Annotated in this window: 14 protein-coding genes; 7 read left to right on the top strand and 7 right to left on the bottom strand. The window is 43.7% G+C overall.

Annotation, left to right across the window (positions count from 1 at the left end):
• The first annotated feature begins 3 nt into the window (after positions 1–3).
• Positions 4–2,172 (top strand): GH92 family glycosyl hydrolase, encoded by a 2,169-nt coding sequence (locus AC57BQ_RS13985; protein WP_496406867.1) that lies wholly within the window; start codon positions 4–6, stop codon positions 2,170–2,172.
• Positions 2,173–2,302: 130 nt separating this feature from the next.
• Here the strand turns inward: AC57BQ_RS13985 and AC57BQ_RS13980 are convergent, their stop codons facing one another.
• Positions 2,303–3,103, bottom strand: coding sequence for an SDR family oxidoreductase (locus AC57BQ_RS13980; protein WP_496406866.1), 801 nt, complete (start codon positions 3,101–3,103; stop codon positions 2,303–2,305).
• Positions 3,104–3,225: 122 nt separating this feature from the next.
• Between AC57BQ_RS13980 and AC57BQ_RS13975 the strand changes: the two genes are divergently transcribed.
• Complete coding sequence (locus tag AC57BQ_RS13975; protein ID WP_496406865.1) at positions 3,226–3,756, top strand: lipocalin family protein; 531 nt, start codon at positions 3,226–3,228, stop codon at positions 3,754–3,756.
• A 301-nt stretch (positions 3,757–4,057) separates the two neighbouring features.
• Here the strand turns inward: AC57BQ_RS13975 and AC57BQ_RS13970 are convergent, their stop codons facing one another.
• The 3 genes from AC57BQ_RS13970 to AC57BQ_RS13960 all read right to left on the bottom strand — a co-directional run bounded on the left by AC57BQ_RS13970 (position 4,058) and on the right by AC57BQ_RS13960 (position 8,519).
• Entirely contained in the window at positions 4,058–5,602 is a 1,545-nt protein-coding gene (locus AC57BQ_RS13970) for an FKBP-type peptidyl-prolyl cis-trans isomerase N-terminal domain-containing protein (protein ID WP_496406864.1), read from the bottom strand.
• A 429-nt stretch (positions 5,603–6,031) separates the two neighbouring features.
• Positions 6,032–7,519 carry an OmpP1/FadL family transporter gene (locus tag AC57BQ_RS13965; protein ID WP_496406863.1) on the bottom strand — a complete coding sequence of 496 codons (1,488 nt, stop codon included), beginning with the start codon at positions 7,517–7,519 and terminating at the stop codon, positions 6,032–6,034.
• 106 nt (positions 7,520–7,625) lie between these two features.
• On the bottom strand, positions 7,626–8,519 hold the full coding sequence (locus AC57BQ_RS13960) for a hypothetical protein (protein WP_496406862.1): 894 nt from the start codon (positions 8,517–8,519) through the stop codon (positions 7,626–7,628).
• A gap of 101 nt (positions 8,520–8,620) precedes the next feature.
• Between AC57BQ_RS13960 and proS the strand changes: the two genes are divergently transcribed.
• From proS to AC57BQ_RS13935, 5 genes are all read left to right on the top strand, one after another.
• Positions 8,621–10,093 carry a proline--tRNA ligase gene (gene proS / locus AC57BQ_RS13955; protein WP_496406861.1) on the top strand — a complete coding sequence of 491 codons (1,473 nt, stop codon included), beginning with the start codon at positions 8,621–8,623 and terminating at the stop codon, positions 10,091–10,093.
• 11 nt (positions 10,094–10,104) lie between these two features.
• A complete protein-coding gene (locus AC57BQ_RS13950; RefSeq protein WP_496406860.1) occupies positions 10,105–10,620 on the top strand; it encodes a hypothetical protein in 516 nt (171 codons plus the stop codon).
• A gap of 78 nt (positions 10,621–10,698) precedes the next feature.
• Positions 10,699–11,838: a cystathionine gamma-synthase gene (locus tag AC57BQ_RS13945; protein WP_496406859.1), complete on the top strand. Its 1,140-nt coding sequence runs from the start codon at positions 10,699–10,701 to the stop codon at positions 11,836–11,838.
• A gap of 92 nt (positions 11,839–11,930) precedes the next feature.
• The gene (locus AC57BQ_RS13940; RefSeq protein WP_496406858.1) at positions 11,931–12,749 is read left to right on the top strand and encodes a TIGR02757 family protein; all 819 of its coding nucleotides are present in this window, start codon (positions 11,931–11,933) and stop codon (positions 12,747–12,749) included.
• A gap of 756 nt (positions 12,750–13,505) precedes the next feature.
• A complete protein-coding gene (locus AC57BQ_RS13935) occupies positions 13,506–15,503 on the top strand; it encodes a KUP/HAK/KT family potassium transporter (RefSeq protein WP_496406857.1) in 1,998 nt (665 codons plus the stop codon).
• A 252-nt stretch (positions 15,504–15,755) separates the two neighbouring features.
• Here AC57BQ_RS13935 and AC57BQ_RS13930 read toward each other — a convergent pair whose 3' ends face one another.
• The 3 genes from AC57BQ_RS13930 to AC57BQ_RS13920 all read right to left on the bottom strand — a co-directional run bounded on the left by AC57BQ_RS13930 (position 15,756) and on the right by AC57BQ_RS13920 (position 19,280).
• The gene (locus tag AC57BQ_RS13930) at positions 15,756–15,929 is read right to left on the bottom strand and encodes a bacteriocin-like protein (RefSeq protein ID WP_496406856.1); all 174 of its coding nucleotides are present in this window, start codon (positions 15,927–15,929) and stop codon (positions 15,756–15,758) included.
• A gap of 542 nt (positions 15,930–16,471) precedes the next feature.
• Complete coding sequence (locus tag AC57BQ_RS13925) at positions 16,472–18,070, bottom strand: GmrSD restriction endonuclease domain-containing protein (protein WP_496406855.1); 1,599 nt, start codon at positions 18,068–18,070, stop codon at positions 16,472–16,474.
• Positions 18,071–18,221: 151 nt separating this feature from the next.
• Positions 18,222–19,280: a nucleoid-associated protein gene (locus AC57BQ_RS13920; RefSeq protein WP_496406854.1), complete on the bottom strand. Its 1,059-nt coding sequence runs from the start codon at positions 19,278–19,280 to the stop codon at positions 18,222–18,224.
• Between the last annotated feature and the right edge of the window lie 360 nt (positions 19,281–19,640).

The following is a 19,640-nucleotide window of genomic DNA, read 5'->3' as shown; positions in this document are numbered from 1 at the left end:
GCTATGCGGAAATGCCTGTTGATCGGAATGCTTTGTTTTGCAGGATGCTTCGGCGTTTATGCGCAGGGCTACAGCAAATACGTTGATCCATTTATTGGCACTTCCGCTACGGGGCATACTTTTCCGGGTGCTACGGTGCCCTTTGGTATGGTACAGCTAAGTCCGGAAACGGGTAATTTTGGCTGGCATTATTCGTCGGGTTACCGTTATGAGGATAGCACCATCACCGGCTTTGCCCATACCCATTTGAGCGGCACCGGTGGGGTCGACCTCGGTGATGTGCTCTTCTTCCCCTTTCAGGGTAAAGATCCGCACCAGCTCATCAGCAGATTTTCGCATCGTAAGGAAAAAGCTTCGCCTGGTTATTATGAAGTAGTGCTGGACGATCATGACATCAAAGTACAACTTACCGCATCCGCGCATACCGGACTGCACCGTTATACCTTTAACAAAGCTGGGCAATCGCACCTGCTTATTGATATGCAAAGCGGACTGGTAGAGAATGCAAACGAATTGAAAGAGCATGTATCCGAGGGGAGCATCACCATCAATTCAAAAACGGATATCAGCGGTTATGCTTTTTCCAGCCAGTGGGTCGAGAAAAAGGTTTACTTCAGCGCGCAATTCAGCAAGGCATTTACCGGTTCTCATTTTATTGACGAAGATCATCGCCGTTTGATAGTTGATTTTGATACCCAGCCCGGCGAAACTATCGAAGCCAAAGTAGCCATATCCGGCGTAAGCATTGATGGTGCCCGCAAAAACCTGGCTGCCGAATCGCTGAACAAAACCTTCGACCAGGTTAAAGCCGAGGCCGCTAAAATATGGGAAAGCTATTTCAGCCGGATGAAGGCCGAAGGTACCATAGCTCAAAAAACTGCTTTTTACACCAGTATTTACCACGCCCTGATACAACCCAATAACATAGCCGATGTGGATGGGCTATATCGTGGCGCCGATGGGGAAGTGCACCAATCAGCAAATAAAGTGTATTACTCCACCCTCTCGCTATGGGATACCTACCGTGCCGCTCAGCCATTTTATACGCTGATGTGCCCTGATAAAGACGGTCAGATCGTAGAGACCATGCTGCAGCATTTTAACACAGCCAAACTATTACCCGTATGGACTTTATGGGGCAAGGAAAGTTACGCCATGATCGGTAACCATGCGGTGCCTGCTATAACGGATGCCGCATTAAAAGGAATTAAAGGCTTTGACCGGGAGCAGGCATTTGCTGCCGTTAAAGCTTCGCTCACCAATAATAAAAACCCCAAGTACAACTGGGATACCTACATGCGTTATGGCTACTTGCCATCAGACTCTGTAAAACGCGAGGCTGTTTCCCGCACGCTGGAAGCTGCTTATGATGATTGGTGTGCCGCGCAATTAGCCAGATCACTGCATAAAACAGCTGACTACAACTATTTCAGTAAGCGGGCTCAATTCTATAATAACCTGTTTGATAAGTCAACCAACCTGATGCGGGGCCGTTTAGCCAATGGTGATTGGGTACGCCCCTTTGCCAATCTGGATAGCGGTCAACTGGCTATCGGAGGCGATTATACCGAAGGCAATGCCTGGCAATATGTATGGTCGGTGCAGCAGGATATTCCCGGGTTGATCAAACTCATGGGCGGCAGGAAACCTTTTACCGCCAAGCTCGATTCCTTGTTCAGCATGAGCTCCAAAGTGTTTGGTAAAGGTTCTACCCTGGATGTTACCGGGTTGATAGGCCAGTACGCGCATGGCAACGAGCCCAATCATCATGTAGCATATTTGTATACGTTGGCCGGTGAACCCTACAAAACCCAGCGCCTGGTACGCCAAATTACCGATCAGTTTTACCAGAACAAACCGGATGGCCTGTCGGGTAATGACGACTGCGGACAAATGTCGGCCTGGTATATTTTTACTGCCATGGGTTTTTATCCCGTTAACCCCGCCGACGGCCGGTACGTTTTCGGCGCTCCGCAATTGAATAAGATAAGCATAACCCTGCCTGGTGGTAAAAGTTTTATGATCGAAGCCAAAGGTTTATCGGAGGCCAATAAATATGTACAAAGTATCAGTCTGAATGGAAAGCCTTATCTGAAAGGTTATATCAGTCATGCTGATATTTTAAAAGGAGGGCGGTTGGTTTTTGTGATGGGGGGTAAACCGAGGATGTAAAAAATTAAAAAGCGTGGATATGTGCGATTCCCCTCTTGGAAAAGGGCTGTCACCCTGAGCTTGTCGAAGGGCGAGCGCATAGGCCTGCCCACCATGCTTCGACGGGGCTCAGCATGACACCCTCTTACTATCATTCAATCTTTACTTTATACCGATACCCTAAAATCGCTTCCACATTCACACTCTTCACAACTTTCCACTCCTTCAATTCATCAACAAACTCCGGAGCTTCTAACCCCGAATTAAGAGCCGCCTGAGTATAAAATACCGATCGACTTGGATGGTCAGGAGAGCTGCCATTGAATAAATAGCCAAATGCCTGCCGGTCAAGGATAGCCATGCTCAAACCAATACAATCATCCAAATGAATAAGATTAACCGGGGCATTGCCGTTGGCGATATCCTTTTTGCCGGCAAAAAATCTGCCCGGATCACGCCCTGGACCAATCAATCCCGCGAAGCGGATAATAGTGGTTTTGAATTTAGTTTCCGCTCTGAACAGGTCTTCTGCTAATAGTATCATTCCTGCCTCGGTATTGGGTTGTGGATCACTTAGTTCATTAACTTCCGCGTTTACATCGGCATAAACACCTGTAGAACTGATAAAGACCACATTTTGTACGCCATGTTTTTTGATGGCTTTGATGATGCCCTGTATCTTGTAAATAAACTCAGGCCCTTCGCCACCCCTGCTTTTGGGAGGGATGCAGATAAAAAGCACATCGCAGGTAAAAAACGCATCGTCATACTGTTCGTCGCCAGGTAAAAAACTCACCAGGTACGGGTCAATACCTTCCGCGGCTAGTGCATCCAGTTTTTGTGGCGATGTGGTGGAGCCTTTTATCGCATGACCTGCACTGATCAGGGCCTTTGCCAATGGCTGGCCGTACCAGCCGCAACCTAAAATACTGATGTTCGTTTTCTGTGACATGGTCTGTTTTGAGCCCATTTTAATGGATTGGCGCAAAGGTAATTAAATATTTAAGGCAGATAAATGCGCAGAATGTGCATTTATCATCTAAACTTTTTGCCGGCTATAATCGTTGTTGTTGTATGAAAAAGGAGATTTTAGCAACATCTGTCGTTTTAGGTTTAGCTGCTTTGGCTCTGCAAGCCAGGTGTAAACCCTTAGAAACTGTTAAATACGTAGAATTAAAAAAATATTTAGGTACCTGGTTTGAGATAGCGGCCTTCCCGCAGGTTTTTGAAAAGGACTGCAGCTGTACATCGGCAACTTATGGATTGGCCGAGGATGGTTCGCTGATCGTCAAGAACCGTTGCATTAAAGACGGTAGTCTAAAAGTGAAGGAAGGACGGGCTTTTGTGACCGATCATACCAACGCAAAACTTAATGTAGAATTCTTTTGGCCGTTCAGGAGTAAGTACTGGATCATTGACCTGGCCAAAGATTATAGTTACGCCGTAGTTGGTCATCCTGACCGTAACCATTTATGGATCCTGAGCCGCAGGCCAACGCTGGATGAACAAACCTATAATGAACTGGTGGTACGTGCCGCTGATAAAGGCTTTGATGTACGCAACCTGGTAAAAACAGAGCAGATAGCTGATGTATCAGGGATATAAATGGCTATTTGCATAAGACACTAAAAAAGTATGTCATCTCGAACGAGGTACGAGGAGAGATCTTCTGCACTATGTTTTATCATGCTGTAAAAGATTTCTCTCTCCGTTCGAAATGACAAACTGTTTATTTCAGCTTATGGTCGGTGTTATCACCGCATCATTGATAAGCTATTTATTATAGCTGAAAATGAGTGTAGGCAGTGGTGCAGTGATAACCCGACCACAGGCTAAATATTACCCCCTACACAATTTGAACCCCTCTTCTTGGAAACAATATTTTTTGCCTCGATGATAGGGTGGATTATTTTAGTATCTCCAGCAATTCAACCTCCCAAATAAGTATAACCGCTCCTGCAGGATAATCGGGTGTAGGTCTGTTGTATCCGAGCTTAGGAGGGAGAAATAATCTGTATTTGCTGCCTACGCTCATCAATTGTATGCCCTCTGCCAAGCCTGGAAGTAAATCACGAATTATTTGGTTGACCGGCGAATGACTATTGTTTGTTTCTTTAGATTCTCTACCCACCATAAAGGTCCTTTGGGAATTGAATTTCACGTTATCTGTTGCTAAAGGCTTTGGCCCTGTTCTCTGGCTTATTATTTCATACTGCAAACCACTGGCTGTGGTAATAACACCTGGTTTCTTTTTGTTTTCGGCTAAAAACTTCTCGGCTTCCTCTTTAGGAGTTAAGGCTGCGGGTGCAGGAGGAGGTTCAGAAATGACAGGTTGCTTATCTTTAACGGCGGGTGTAGATTTTATATTTTTAACTAAGTTATCCCCTTGCCTTACAACAACAATATCGTGTATATTAACAGCAAACGTTCCCGCTAACTGACCGTTCTTCCAGTAGCGCATCCCCATACTGCCATCAAGTTCTCCCAAACCGGTTACGTATACATCGTCACCGTCTACGGCTATATTATAAGAATCCGAAAAAAATCCTCCTCTGGTAAGCACTGTAGGCACGCCATTTTTCCAATATTTGATAAACCCATTTTCCCATCCGACCACACACACGTTCTTACCTGAAACAGCAATGGCAACGGCCATGGTGGCTTCATTCAAACTTGGGTCGGTTAAGAAAACGGTGCCTTTATCGCCACACCAATAAGCAACGCGATGCCCTCCAGGTCCGTAGTACCTGCCAGGGATATAAATATTATTGTTCACTATACGGATAGATGCCGGTTGTACGGGGAAAGGATCGTTAATTATTTTTACGGGCTCTCCATTTTTCCAATACTTAATGTAGCTTTTAGCCTGGGGGTCATGATCTCCACCGGCAATGTAAACATCTCCCGTTTTGTAATCAATGGCAACGGATGTAGCATATGATCGGTTAATAACAGTGAGCGGTACCGACTTTCCATTTTTCCAACACCTGGCCAGGTCACCAGGTGCGCCGTAGACACCCCGCTCATAACCAACTACATAAACATCGCCGTTCCTGTTGTCTACAGCCATGTCTTCAGCACTCCCCCTACTGCTCCCACTGGTAAGCTGTACTTCTGCGTTGTTTTTCCAATACACCGCCTGGCCGTTGTGTGAGCCTGCCGCATAAACATCATTACCAACTACAACCAGCGATGTAATTTCCGATTCGCTTTGCATATTGGCCAGCAATACCGCTACACCGTTTTTAAGATAGGTTGCAACTGCTGTTTTTCCATCTGGATATGAATATCCGGCCAGGTATATGTCCGCTCGGTTCTGCGGCGTTCCGGTTATGTTAGCAGGTTTCTTGTTACTACTGTTGTTGTGCTGCGCATTTGCGCTAAAAGATAAAAAGCTAATCAGACCGGCAAGCAGGAGCCGGCCATTTAGTGTAAGTAATTGCTTTTTCATAATTGGTTAAGGTTACGCGTACAGTTTCGTACAATTTATTATACGAATAGGATTATAATAAAGTTAGCGAACAGAATCTTAATTAAATCCAAAAATGAATTACCAAAATAAAAGCTCAGGCGCAAGGCCCTGACATTACAAACATCTCTTACTTGTTAAAGAAAGGGTTAAAGCAGCCATTATCCCCCGTTGCCTGCCCTTCATACTTGCGCCAGTTAAGAGTTGGGCAAGGGATAGCAATAAAGGAAATGAAAGACGGTAGAAAAAACGCATGTGAGGACACGGACGGTGGGAAGGTATTGGTTTGAATAAACCACAAAAAAAATGTCATTTCGAACGGAGAGAGAAATCTTTTGCGACATGTCTTATCATGCTGTAAAAGATTTCTCCTCGTACCTCGTTCGAAATGACAAACTGTTTATTCTTTCTCTAAAACCGGTAACCCAAAGTCAAAAAGGCGTTATCATTTGTCTTTTTGAAGTTGGCTGTCGGGTTTCCGTTGTTGATCAAGTAAGGCGAAAACGATTCGGAACCTGTAACATGCGCATAGGTAGCATCCACATAATATTGACCAAACCTTAAACCTATACCTCCGCTAACGGTTTTGACATCGCTGCTTACATCTGTGGCGCCTGTATTATTTTTAAACGGACTGCCTTGCTGGCTGTAACCACCGCGTAAATAAAACATATTGGTTACGCGTGCTTCCGCACCTACATGTAGGTTGATAGCCGATTTGTAGTTGGCTTTAATGGCATCGATATCGCCGGTATTATCATAACTGTCATTACTGCTGATATGGGTTGTTGAATAGTCGATATATTCCACATCGCCTGATATAAAACCATATTTGCCAATAAATACCGCGGCGCCGCCAGCCAGTTTAAGCGGGGTACGCATGTTGTAGTTTAGCCCGTAATCGCCAGATGAGTTTGGTTGATTAGTTTTGCCATTGATGGAGGTAGCCAGTCCTTCGGCATATATATCATTGATGCTGTAAAATGTAGGAGAGGTGAAAGTAAATCCTAAACGAACAGCTTCAACAGGCTTATAAATAACCCCCAGCTTAACATTAGCGCCCGAGCCCCTGGTAGATTGGTTTTGGGCATAGTTGGAACTAAAAGGAGTAGGGGTGCCGACTGTACCGCCGTTAGTGATAGAGGCTGTGCCATCTTCGATAAACTGGCGGGAATAATCATACCGTAGATCGGTTATGGCAACACCCAGGCCCAGGTACAGCTTATTGCTATAGTTGGCGCCAAAGGCAAAATCAAATTCCGACTGACCACCTATACGCGAAATTACTCCGGTTTGGTTTACCGGAACGGATACCGTACTTGCAAAATCAGGTCGTTGAGTTGTGCCAAAATTATCAATCAGTTTATCGCTATAAGCCCATTGAGCAAGCGCGTCATCGGGGTGGTTATTGGCGGTGCCAGCGTAATAATCAGATATGGAGTTTGATGCGTTTTTGCCGCTATATGCTATATTCTCATAAAAATTATTGGTGCGACTGTAGCCTGCACCATAATTGATACTTAGCCATCCTTTGGTTTTATCGCTTCCTTTTGGGGTATTGAGGCGCTGGTAAAATACAATGGCGGCATTGCTTAAATTACCGCTGTTTTTACTGGCGTTGCCGGTTTGCCCAAAATAAGTAGAGTTTACTTTTGACCCATTATATTCAGGTGTTATGCTGAATTCGGAGTGGGTGAAAAAGCCCAGGCCAGCCGGGTTACCACTGATGGAGCTCAGATCGCCGCCGATAGCGGTGCCCGCGTTTCCAATGGCTTTGATACGTGATGTAGAGCCATTTTGAAAGGTCGAAAAGCGGACTACATCCTGTGAGTATTGCGCAAAACTATCTTTGGTAATAGCTACTATAGCGATTACACTAAGTAAATATTTTATTTTCATCGATGTGATCGGTTTTTTTTGGATGATGGAGCGATCATGAGCAATTGTTCATTTTTTTATAAGTGGTTACTCATGATGGTTTCATGGTATTTCAGGATAATAAAATTTATGGTCTGGTTGGTCTGCCACCGCCACCACCACCGCCGCCACCCGAACTTCTGGAGGCTCCTCCCGAAGAATTATTGGAAGGCGCTGTAGAGGTACGATCAACCTGGGGTTGATACTGTGGTTGCTGTTGCGTAACCGGTCTGGAGTTATCAGCGTTTGTTTGTTGAGAACCTGGTCGTGATGGACGCGCATCGGTACGGGCCGGTCGCGAATAATTGTTGTTGGTACCCCGGCCGCCTGGTATATAACCTATGCCACCTTGTGTACGGCCTGGTGTTCCGTTGCCGGGTACATTGATTGGGCCACGACTGCCACCGCTGCCAAATGGAATGCCTGGGCCCCTGTTTGGACGAGGCCTGCCAGAGGTAAAGTAATTGCTGCCCCAATATCCTCCGGGATAACCGCCACCGTAGCCACCACCCCAATATCCACCGCCATAATAACCGCCGTATCCGCCGCCCCAGCCATATCCTAAGCCCCAGCCGCCGTAGCCCAATCCCCAGCCACCATAACCGTAGCCGTAAGGAGAGTAGCCATAGCCCCATGGGCCATAATTAAAGCCTAAGCTAAAGCCATTGTTGTAATATGGATCGCTATAGCCGTAGTACAAATTGTCGTAAAAACTAAAGGGAGAGAAATAGCTGAAACGGTTGATGCGTGATGCGTAATCATCGTAATAAAAATAATCGTCATCATCGTCAACATAAGCCTGACCTTGTGTCGCGTTTGGGTTATAATTGTCGGCCGCGGCGTAAGTTGGTTCGTCGCCGGCCTTTGCTTTTGAAAAGTAAACGTCATCGCTGGTATCTGTATTGGCAAGCTTGGTTGTGGAGCAGGAACTCAACGCCATGGCGCCGATCAGAAAAATTCCTATAGCAATGTTCCGTTTCATATGCAGGTATGTGAAAAGTTCGAGTTCAAATAACTTTTAAATTTATAAATTTGGCGCAATATACAATATTCGCACAAGTCAAATTATATATTCCAATCAATATGAGTAAAGGTGTTATTAGTAAAGACGAAGATTATTCGCAATGGTTTAATGACCTGGTAATAAAATCTGACATGGCCGAATATTCGCCGGTTAGAGGTTGCATGATCATTAAGCCGTACGGGTACTCGATATGGGAAAAAATACAAGCCGTACTGGATCAGATGTTTAAAGATACCGGGCATAGTAATGCCTATTTCCCGCTGCTGATACCCAAATCCTTCTTTTCAAAAGAAGCCAGCCACGTGGAAGGTTTTGCCAAGGAATGTGCTGTGGTGACTCACTATCGTTTAAAAAACGATGGCGATGGCAATATTATAGTTGATGAAGATGCTAAGCTGGAAGAAGAACTCATTATTCGCCCTACATCAGAAACCATTATATGGAATACGTATAAAGGCTGGATCCAATCATACCGCGACCTGCCTATCCTGGTAAACCAATGGGCCAACGTAATGCGCTGGGAAATGCGGACCCGTTTGTTTCTGCGTACCAGCGAGTTTTTATGGCAGGAGGGCCACACCGCCCATGCCACATCAGAAGAAGCGGTAGCCGAAACCGAGCAAATGCTGAACATATATGCCGATTTTGCCGAAAACTGGATGGCTTTGCCGGTAGTAAAAGGCCGTAAAACAGCCAACGAGCGTTTTGCCGGTGCCTTGGATACCTATTGCATTGAGGCTTTGATGCAGGACGGTAAAGCACTGCAGGCAGGTACATCACACTTTCTGGGCCAAAATTTTGCCAAGGCTTTTGATGTGAAATTTACGAATAAAGAGAACGTTCAGGATTTTGTTTGGGCAACCTCATGGGGTGTGTCAACCCGTTTGATCGGCGCGCTGATCATGGCCCACTCCGATGATGCAGGACTGGTATTGCCACCAAAACTGGCCCCAATCCAGGTAGTAGTTGTACCTATTTACAAACACGACGAAGAGCTGGACAATATTGCCGCTTACGTAGCCGGATTAACCAAAGAGCTGAAAGCAAAAGGAATCTCTGTAAAATTTGATAAACGCGATACCCACCGCCCTGGAGCCAAATTTGCCGAGTACGAACTGAAAGGTGTGCCATTGCGCGTAGCCATCGGCAGCCGCGATATGACAAACGGCACTGTGGAACTGGCTCGTCGTGATACCAAAACCAAGGAAACCGTGAACCAGGAAGGCCTGGCACAGCATATTGAAGGTTTGCTGGAAGAGATCCAAAATAACATCTACAAAAAAGCCTTCGATTTTCGTGCCGAAAACACCACCGAGGTTGATACCTACGACGAGTTTAAACGTATGCTGGATGAAGAGCCAGGTTTCCTGAGCGCGCACTGGGATGGTACACCAGAAACCGAACAAAAGATAAAAGAGGAAACTAAGGCGACAATCCGTTGCATACCTTTGGATAACAAACAGGAAGAAGGTAAATGTATTTTTACAGGAGCCCCTTCTAAACAAAGAGTATTATTTGCTCGCGCTTATTAGGATTGACTTAGATGCATTTTGAAGGACATAATTATTATATAATTCGGCTCGATTTTAAATTTTATCAGTTATATATTATATGGATTGGTAATGAGGTAGATGGGGTTTTAGTTGATGATGATCTTAAAATAATTGCATTTAAAAGAGAAGCCGGCTTATTGCAATATTGGAACGACCATATAAAAGGATCAAATACAGAAGTAACTGATTACAATATATACAAAATACAGCAATGGATAATTAATCCTTATCCTCAATTTGACTATAATGAGTTTTTGAATTTATGGAACCTGTTTACGGATATCTCAGAATCAACAAAACTTCCATTTATGGGCGATGTAAAGGATGATATTCGTGACTCGGTGTATGACAAGTTATTTAACGCAAGTAATGGTTATTGGGCAAATGAACCCAATCCAGTTTTTGACGACGCTGAAATTGATATATTAAATAAGGTGATGCAAAATGGTCTTGATCTTCTGTTGAATAATATTTCAATTATAGAAAATGAAATAATCCTTCCCTAAAGGATAATAACACAAACAGGCTTCCTTTTAGGGAAGGAGGCTAATCAAAAATTCCCCCTTTAGGGGGTTAGGGGGCCTATGAAATTCGCAACAAAAGCTATACACGCAGGGCAGGAGCCCGATCCAACAACCGGCGCTATCATGACGCCGATATACCAGACATCAACCTACTGGCAAAAATCGCCTGGTGATAATAAGGGTTACGAGTACTCGCGTGGTACCAACCCAACCCGTAAGGCCCTGGAGGATTGTCTGGCAGCATTGGAGAACGCCAAATTCGGCCTCGCATTTTCAAGCGGTATGGGCGCTACCGATGCGGTGATGAAACTATTGGCACCTGGTGATGAAGTGATCACCGGGAACGATCTTTATGGTGGCTCATACCGGATATTTACCAAGATATACGCTAACTACGGCATCAAGTTCCATTTTCTGGATTTGTCGAACCCCGAAATCATCCGCGAGTATACCAACGATAAAACCAAGCTCATCTGGATAGAAACGCCTACCAATCCCACCATGCAAATTGTGGATATTGAGGCGATAGGCAAAATAGCTAAAGAGAAAAGTCTGCTTTTTGTGGTGGATAATACTTTTGCCTCGCCATATCTGCAAAACCCTATTGATCTGGGCGCCGATGTGGTGATGCACTCGGTAACCAAATACATCGGCGGTCACTCTGATGTGGTAATGGGCGCCCTGATGCTGAACGACGAGGACCTGTACAAAAGACTGTGGTTCATTTATAACGCCTGTGGCGCTACCCCGGGCCCGATGGATAGCTTCCTGGTGCTGCGTGGTATCAAAACGTTGCACCTGCGCATGAAAGCTCATTGCGAGAATGGCCGCCAGATAGCGGAATTCCTGAAAACGCATCCCAAGGTTGAGAAGATCTATTGGCCAGGCTTTACCGATCATCCTAATCACCAAATCGCTAAAAAGCAAATGCTTGATTTTGGCGGTATGATCAGTATCGTATTGAAAGGTGCCGATCTGCAGGAAACTTTCCGCATAGCATCTTCATTTAAAGTGTTTTCGCTGGCCGAATCGTTGGGAGGTGTAGAATCACTGATCAATCACCCCGTAAGCATGACCCACGGATCGATCCCCAAAACCGAGCGCGAAAAAGCCGGTGTAGTTGACAACCTGCTGCGCCTGAGCGTAGGAGTAGAGGATATTGAAGACCTGCTGGAGGATCTGAAACAAGCACTTTCTTAGAAGAGAATCAAGAGATAAGAATCAAGAATTAAGATTTAGCTGCAACGTTTTTCTTGACTCTTGATTCTTGTCTCTTGACTCTATCATAATCAATGATCGAAAACGTAAAAGCCTTCCTCGACGCTAAAGTAGCCCAGTATAACCAGCCCGGTTTTATTGTGAACGATCCGATTTCCATCCCGCATATGTTTACCCGTAAGCAGGACATCGAGATCATGGGCTTTTGGGCCGCTACTTTATCCTGGGGGCAGCGTGTTACCATCATCAAAAAATGCAAGGAGCTCATCACCCTCATGGATGGCGCTCCGTATGATTTTATCATGAACCATGAAGAAGTTGACCTGAAAAAACTGCTCAGCTTTAAGCATCGTACGTTTAACGATATTGATACCTTATATTTTATTGCCTTTTTCAGGCAGCATTATGAGCGGTTTGAATCACTGGAAGATGCGTTTATACCACCCAGTTCCCTTAAGTGGGAACAAACTAATCAAACGGCTGGCTCACCAGAAAGCCTCGGTGTTGAGGCTGCGCTTAATTATTTTCGCTCCTATTTCTTCTCGCCGCCCGATTATCCGCACCGTACCAAAAAGCATGTATCATCGCCTTCCCAAAAATCTACCTGCAAGCGGTTGAACATGTTTTTACGCTGGATGGTGCGTCAGGACAATTGCGGAGTTGATTTTGGTATCTGGAACCGGATTAGCCCTGCTGATCTGATCTGTCCGCTTGATCTGCACGTGGACAGGGTGGCGCGTAAACTGCTCCTCATCACCCGTAAACAAACCGACTGGCAAACCGCCCTCGAACTCACCGCCCGCCTGCGCGAGTTTGACCCATCAGACCCCGTGAAATATGATTTCGCTCTCTTCGGATTAGGGATCGAAGAACGTTGGGGTGTGCAGTTTTAACCTCACCCAACCTAAGTCATCCTGAACTTGTTTCAGGATCCCACAAGACAGCATGCCGGCGCAGACTCACCCCGGCGTCGCTGCGCTCGCCGACCCTCTCTTCGGCTTCGCCGGAAAGAGGGTGAAGAATTTGTTTTTTTATTCCATCACATCTGAACTTTTTCCCTCCCTCTTTCCGGCGAAGCCGAAGAGAGGGTGACCAAGCGTAGCGACGGTCGGGTGAGTCGACTCTTGAACTTTTTCAAATTTCTTCTCTTTGGCTTTGTCGTTAAGAGTGTGCCCAAACGCGCGTCATTGCGAGCGTAGCGTGGCAATCCCTAACTGTACAGAGCCGCTATGCTAATCGGGGATTGCCACGTCGTTCCTCCTCGCAATGACGCGTAGAGAAAAGAATTTCCTCTTTCCGCCGCAGGCGAAGAGAGGGTGGTCCAGCATAACGCGGACCGGGTGAGTCGACCCCGATTTTTCAAAAATTTCCTTCTTAGAACATCCTATCAAAATGATAAAACCTATCAAAATGATAGGTTTATAAACCACTATGAAAATGATGATTGTTTAGTTATATATCTGTAATATACAGTTTTATCTAAGTATAATACCTCCCGGCACGCATTTTGGCTATGGGAAAACATCAATCAAATTAATGTATGATGGTATTGTTTTCTGTAGCTGCCAGCCAAAAAATAAAACAAATGGCAAAAATCTCCCGGGCAGTCTTTTTTCCATCGTACCAACCCCTATTTTTTATCTCATTAAATGAATTCGCACGTTAAGCAACTCTCTTTCGCGGGTCTGATAGTTACCCTCGGTATCATTTTTGGCGATATCGGTACCTCGCCGCTGTATGTTTTTCAAACCTTACTGGTGGAGGGCGGCAAGGTGGACATGGCGCTGGTACTAGGCTCCATATCCTGTATCTTCTGGACACTCACCCTGCAAACCACTTTTAAATATATCGTGATCACCCTGCAGGCCGATAACAAAGGCGAGGGCGGTATATTTTCCCTGTATGCCCTGGTAAGGCGCTATGGCAAATGGCTGGCTATCCCGGCCATTGTAGGCGCAGGTACTTTGCTGGCCGACGGTATCATTACCCCGCCCATTTCGGTAACATCAGCCATTGAAGGCCTTAACCTGGTACCCGCGTTTTCCAGCGTTATTGTACCGGGTAATAATCTTATCCTCATCATCGTCATCAGTATCATCATTCTGCTGTTCTTTTTTCAACAGTTTGGTACCAAGGTGGTGGGTTCGGCATTTGGCCCCATTATGCTGTTGTGGTTTGTGATGCTGGGTATTTTGGGTACCATGCAGGTAATCCACCATCCATCTATATTTAAAGCTTTAAACCCCTATTACGGCGCACGCTTACTGATGGATCATCCCAAAGGTTTCTGGCTGTTAGGTGCGGTATTTTTGTGTACCACCGGTGCCGAAGCCTTATACTCCGACCTGGGCCATTGCGGCCGCAAAAACATACAGGTAAGCTGGATTTTTGTAAAAACCACCCTGGTTTTAAACTATCTGGGGCAAGGCGCCTGGGTGTTGGCACAAGCGCCAACTAAAGATTTTACCGGTGTTAACCCTTTCTTTGAGATCGTACCACACCAGTTTTTGATCCCCGGCGTAGCGCTGGCTACCATGGCTACCATTATTGCCAGTCAGGCCCTCATCAGCGGATCGTTCACCTTGATCAGCGAGGCGGTAAGCATGAATTTCTGGCCCCGTATCACCATTAAATACCCATCCAACATACGCGGACAGATCTATATTCCCAGCATCAACTGGATCCTGTGCGTTGGTTGTATCCTGGTGTCGCTGTACTTTAAAACATCAGCCGCCATGACAGCCGCCTATGGTTTCAGTATCACCATAGCCATGCTCAGTACCACCATTTTAATGTATTACTTTATGCGCTATGTAAAACACTGGCCGGTATGGATAGTTACGATGATCTTATGCGTGTTTTTAACGGTAGAGTTTTCGTTTTTTGTAGCCAACGCGGTGAAAATTATACACCGGTTGTTTTTTGTAGGCTTTGAAATTGGTTTGATATTTACCATGTACATTTGGTTTAAGGCCCGTAAGATCAATAACCGTTTCCTGAACTTTATCGACATCAAGGAGCAATTGCCATTACTGAACGCCCTGAGCGCCGATACTACGGTAAACAAATACGCCACTCACCTCATTTATTTGACAAAAGCCAACAACGGCAAACAGATAGAGGAAAAGATCATTTACTCCATCATGAGTCGCCGGCCTAAACGTGCCGATACCTACTGGTTTGTACATATTGAACGTACCGACGAGCCTTATACCATGGAATACAGCGTTGACCAGATAGAGCCAGGTAAGGTGATCCGTATCGAGTTCCGCTTAGGTTTCCGGATCCAGCCGAGGGTAAATGTATTGTTCAGGAATGTGGTGGAGGATATGGTGAAACGCAAGGAAATTGACATCACCAGCCAGTACGAATCATTGAACAGGTACAAAATAGCCGCCGATTTCAGGTTTGTGATCATGGAGAAATTCCTGTCGTACAATAACCTGTTCAACACGTCGGAAGCGTTTATCCTCAATAGTTATTTCGCCATTAAAAAACTGGCCCAGTCAGAAGCCAAAGCTTTCGGCCTGGATACCAGCGAAACCCGTATAGAAAAAATACCGCTGGTTGTAAAACCTGTAAGTAACGTACACCTTAAAAGGATCGAACCCGTTACCTATGGTAATGGTGTTCTGGAAGTGAACTGATACGCATCTTGCTTATAGGATGCCGAAATAAGTTCGGCATGACGGGAGTGGTATGGAAGCTGTCATCCTGAACTTGTTTCAGGATCTCTCAGGACGGGTTAATCATCATGTTGTACACCTTGCCCGTGGGATGCCGAAATAAATTCGGCATGACTTGAGGGAGAAGGCTCACCATCCGTTGCAGCAAGCGGCCCGCTCGTGGTAGCGGAGATAAAAAGAGTGGGGGCGATTGCCCGCCCCCATTCTTTTTAATTAGCTATTGCAAAAGGCAACACCTCCATCTGAATAGCAAATGTTCGAAGCCGGGTCACAAACTCCGCCGCTTTGATAGGTGGTGCCATCATTGCATGTGTAAGTGATTATTGGCCACTTACCACCAACAATTTCTTTCATTTCCTCTCTGCTTAGTTTTTTAGAATTTTCCATTTAGTACCTTTTTTAATAAAACCCAGAAAACGCCCTGAACGGCGGCATGTATTACCAAAGTGCATGCTCCTTTACTTATGGCCAAAGTTTTTTTGATCAGGATGATAAATAACAGGAGTGCAGGAAAAGAAAAAATTCAAAAAATAATAAGGGAGTTATTGTATTTAATTAATCGTAATCGTTAATCAATTAAATACCTTAAATCATACGTAATGTTCAGACATAAAAATATCGAAATTTTTCTTAAACCAGATGGTTTTTACAAAGAATTTAAGCAGAAATGAGCAAATATAAACCTGAAATGTAGTAGGACAGGATGGCTTAATTATCATACTAAAAGGTAAAAGCCGGGGATTGTGCGATTCCTTCCCTCGGGAAGGGGAAGAAAGGGTTTTCCATTGGCTGATTTTTGTTATGATCGCCCCTTGTGGTAATATGCACTTTTAAATTATAGAATTTCCATCGGGTGGGAGACTTGTGATAGCGCGAGAAAGGGGTTGAGTGATAGGAGGAATTTTAAGCAGCCATTTTGTCTAATCAAGTTAATTTTTAAAAGTAGTATTACAATAAGGATGTGTTAACTGGCCATTATCTATAGTACCTTTTCCTCCATCCTGTTTTCTATCAATATGATCAATTGATGTTGAATTTTGATGAATAAAACCCTTGCAGATTTTGCATCTAATCGGATGCTCAAAAGCTTCTTTTAAAAATACACCTGATTTACTATCTGTAGAAAACTCCTTCCTGTTTTCGTATTCTAATTCAATTTCCTTAGCATTTAAATACGCATATTCCTTTGATTCATTTAGCTTTTCTATAATTTGTTCTGGATCAAAACCACCGATTAATAAGTCAATTATAAGTCGAAAAAGCTGTTTTAATTGTCTATAACCTTTTAAAGCGCTTCCATATTTAATTGTAGTTTGATTTATAAAAATCTTATACTTAATTAAAAAAGCTTCAAAAGAAGCTCTTATCTTGATGAAATTATTAAAAAAATTCTCTTTGTCAAAGTCTTTCATCATCTCTATTATTGCTAAGAAAGATGTGATTTGATAGCGTCCCGTATTGCTGTAAAAATATACTGCAGGATGTAAACCTAATGAAGACGCATGACTACTTGATATACGAAACATCATTTTTCGTGTTCTCTTTAACAGTTCAATTGTTTTTTCACCGTCGATATCATCTATAATTTCGGTTTCTGCTCCGTTTTCTTTCTTCACGAATATTGGGTCCTGTGCTTTAGTTCGATTCTTATTTTCTATGTAATTAGCTAAATTAACCACATCAAATATCAATGATAATGTTTCTGCGGAGTATCCCTTTCCTGCTAACGGGATATCTAGTGTCTTAATCGGAGTCTCCAAATTTGGCGTGAATAATAGAATGTTTAGTTCTTTAGATAATTCTTCAATAGAGTTTTTTTGGGTCTCTTCGAATTTAGACCAATACTTATGACCTGTTCCTGATCTAACAATTGCTCTTGCAGCAATTGCATTTGGCTTATTTCTCGATTTTAATAGTGTCCTTTCGGTGTCGTTTATAGGGGCCGCTGCTTCATTTATTTTAAAAAATGAACTTTCAGCTTGCAATGCATTCCCTCTTACCCATTGTAGTTGTAATGATAAAAAAGCAAGCCTTTGCGCCCTTGCTAACATTATAGAATCTGAGGAATCTGGATGGGTAACCGCATATTGATAATCTTTATAAGAACCAACTTTCTTTTTGACTAATTTTCTGGTTTTGTCAGCAATTATATTTTGGCCGAGTGATACATTGTGACCAAAAAAGGCGCGTGAAATTATTCCATCTCCGTAGTCATCTAAAACCCATGATATTAAAGCACTTAATCTGTGTGCACCATCGATCACAAAATTTTTACTTCCTGAGTTCCACAAAATAATAGATGGTATTAAATTATCATCCAGAAAACTTAAAATGAAATCACATATTTTGTCAGGTGTCCATTCATTTGTTTCTCTTTGAAAATCAGGTTTTCTCAAAAGTGTAAGAAAAAACTTGCCCTGCTCCAGCTCTGATATTGCAATAGTGTTTAAGGTAGGAGCAGAAATTTGACTGTCTTTTATTACTTCAAAATCTTCTCTTTGAATTAAGGCATCAAGATTAACTTTCATGTGTATTAAGGTTTATAGATATCGTAATTATACCCAAAATTTCAATGGAAAAAGAATAAAATTGACCGTAGGCCTCCTTCGCCACTAATGTACAGCCGCAAGTGAGGTGTTTGCGGTTGAGTGCGTTTAAAAAAATAAATCAATAATTAATCTATGCCTCCTCCTTAAAATACACCTTGTAATAGTTCATAGCTCTACCATCGTCAAAGCCTTTTTCAATGAGCTCTTTGTCGCCGTGAATGTAGATGTGGAAGTTTTTATCAAGCTTGAGTACGCTTTTATAAACCCGGGCCTGTTTTTTTACGGCATTGTCTGATATCACAAAGTTATCGGCAATGGGGCTGTCGAACTCCTGCTCGTACTGGTTTTTGAAGTTCTTGAACGATTCAATGGCCTCCGGGTTGCCGATCACTTCGTTCGAGAATTCATCCATATTAAACTCATCCTTCTCCTTAAAATACTTCATGGAGCGGTTCAGCAGATCGATCTTGTCGGCCTTGCTCATTTCAAACTGATCGTCGAGCTTTTCGGTTACGAAGTTTTTGTAAATACCCAGGGTATTATTGGTTTGGTTAAAGCTGTCGTTACGGATGCGGAGCTGTAGAAAATTGTCTTTCCAGTACACAGCGGTTTCCTGTCCGTTATTGGTTTTATCTATTACCACCACTTTGTAACCGTTCTCCTTTTCGATATTAAAGATGAGCACACCTTTATCCAGTTTATTGATGTTGATGGCGTCCTGTTCATAATCAACCTGGAAACCACCTTTATCCGGGTAAACTTTTAAATAGGTTTCCTTGTTTTCCGATTTAAAAATGCCGATGGCATCCAGCGGATTGCCCTCAATTTGTACATCGTTAAAGTACACCACATACAGTTCGCCGCCTTTAATGTTGGGATGCGTGGTAGTTTTGTACAGGTGCTTGGCTATTTGTTCCGATGCTTCGTGAAATTTCTCTTTATCCTCAAATGCCTGTGTGGCAAAGTGATGGATCTCGTTCAAAGCCAGGTTGCCGCTGCTGTGCATGAGGTGATATACCTCGTTAGCTTTTTCAAATGGCTTTAAAAAATACTGCATCAGCAGGTTGGGGATAATATCGTCCTTCAGTTCCAGGGGTTGGTCAGACAGGGCGTACATTTCTTCCTGCGACTGGTTGCCTACATGATGAACCGAAATAGTATCGAGCGAAGCTTCAAAAAAAGTTACCATAATGGCTGCGAAGGTAGGGCTTTTGTGTTATAGTCCATAGTCGATGGTCCATAGACCATGGTAAAAAATATGCCAGAAATAGCTATGGACCATAGACCGTCCCACCATCGACTATGGACTTCTTCAACCCTTCTCATTTGCTCCTTTGCCCGAATTTTCGTACCTTTATATCAACAACAGCCCGGGTGTCTTTTATTAGACATCCGGGCTGTTTTATTAAGGATAAAAGCAAGCCAAAAAACGGCTGTTTTTTAGTTAGTTATTTGATTATCAATAAATTAATACTTTTTAAAGTTTTAAAAACACGTTAAAACCATGATGAAATTTGTTAAAAAGTGTTAAAATCGATGTTTTTGGAGT

This window comes from Mucilaginibacter sp. BGA-UO-ETr-C110, from assembly GCF_059567985.1.
Note: the sequence above shows the minus strand (reverse complement) of the source record. Positions and strands in the feature narration are given on the sequence as shown.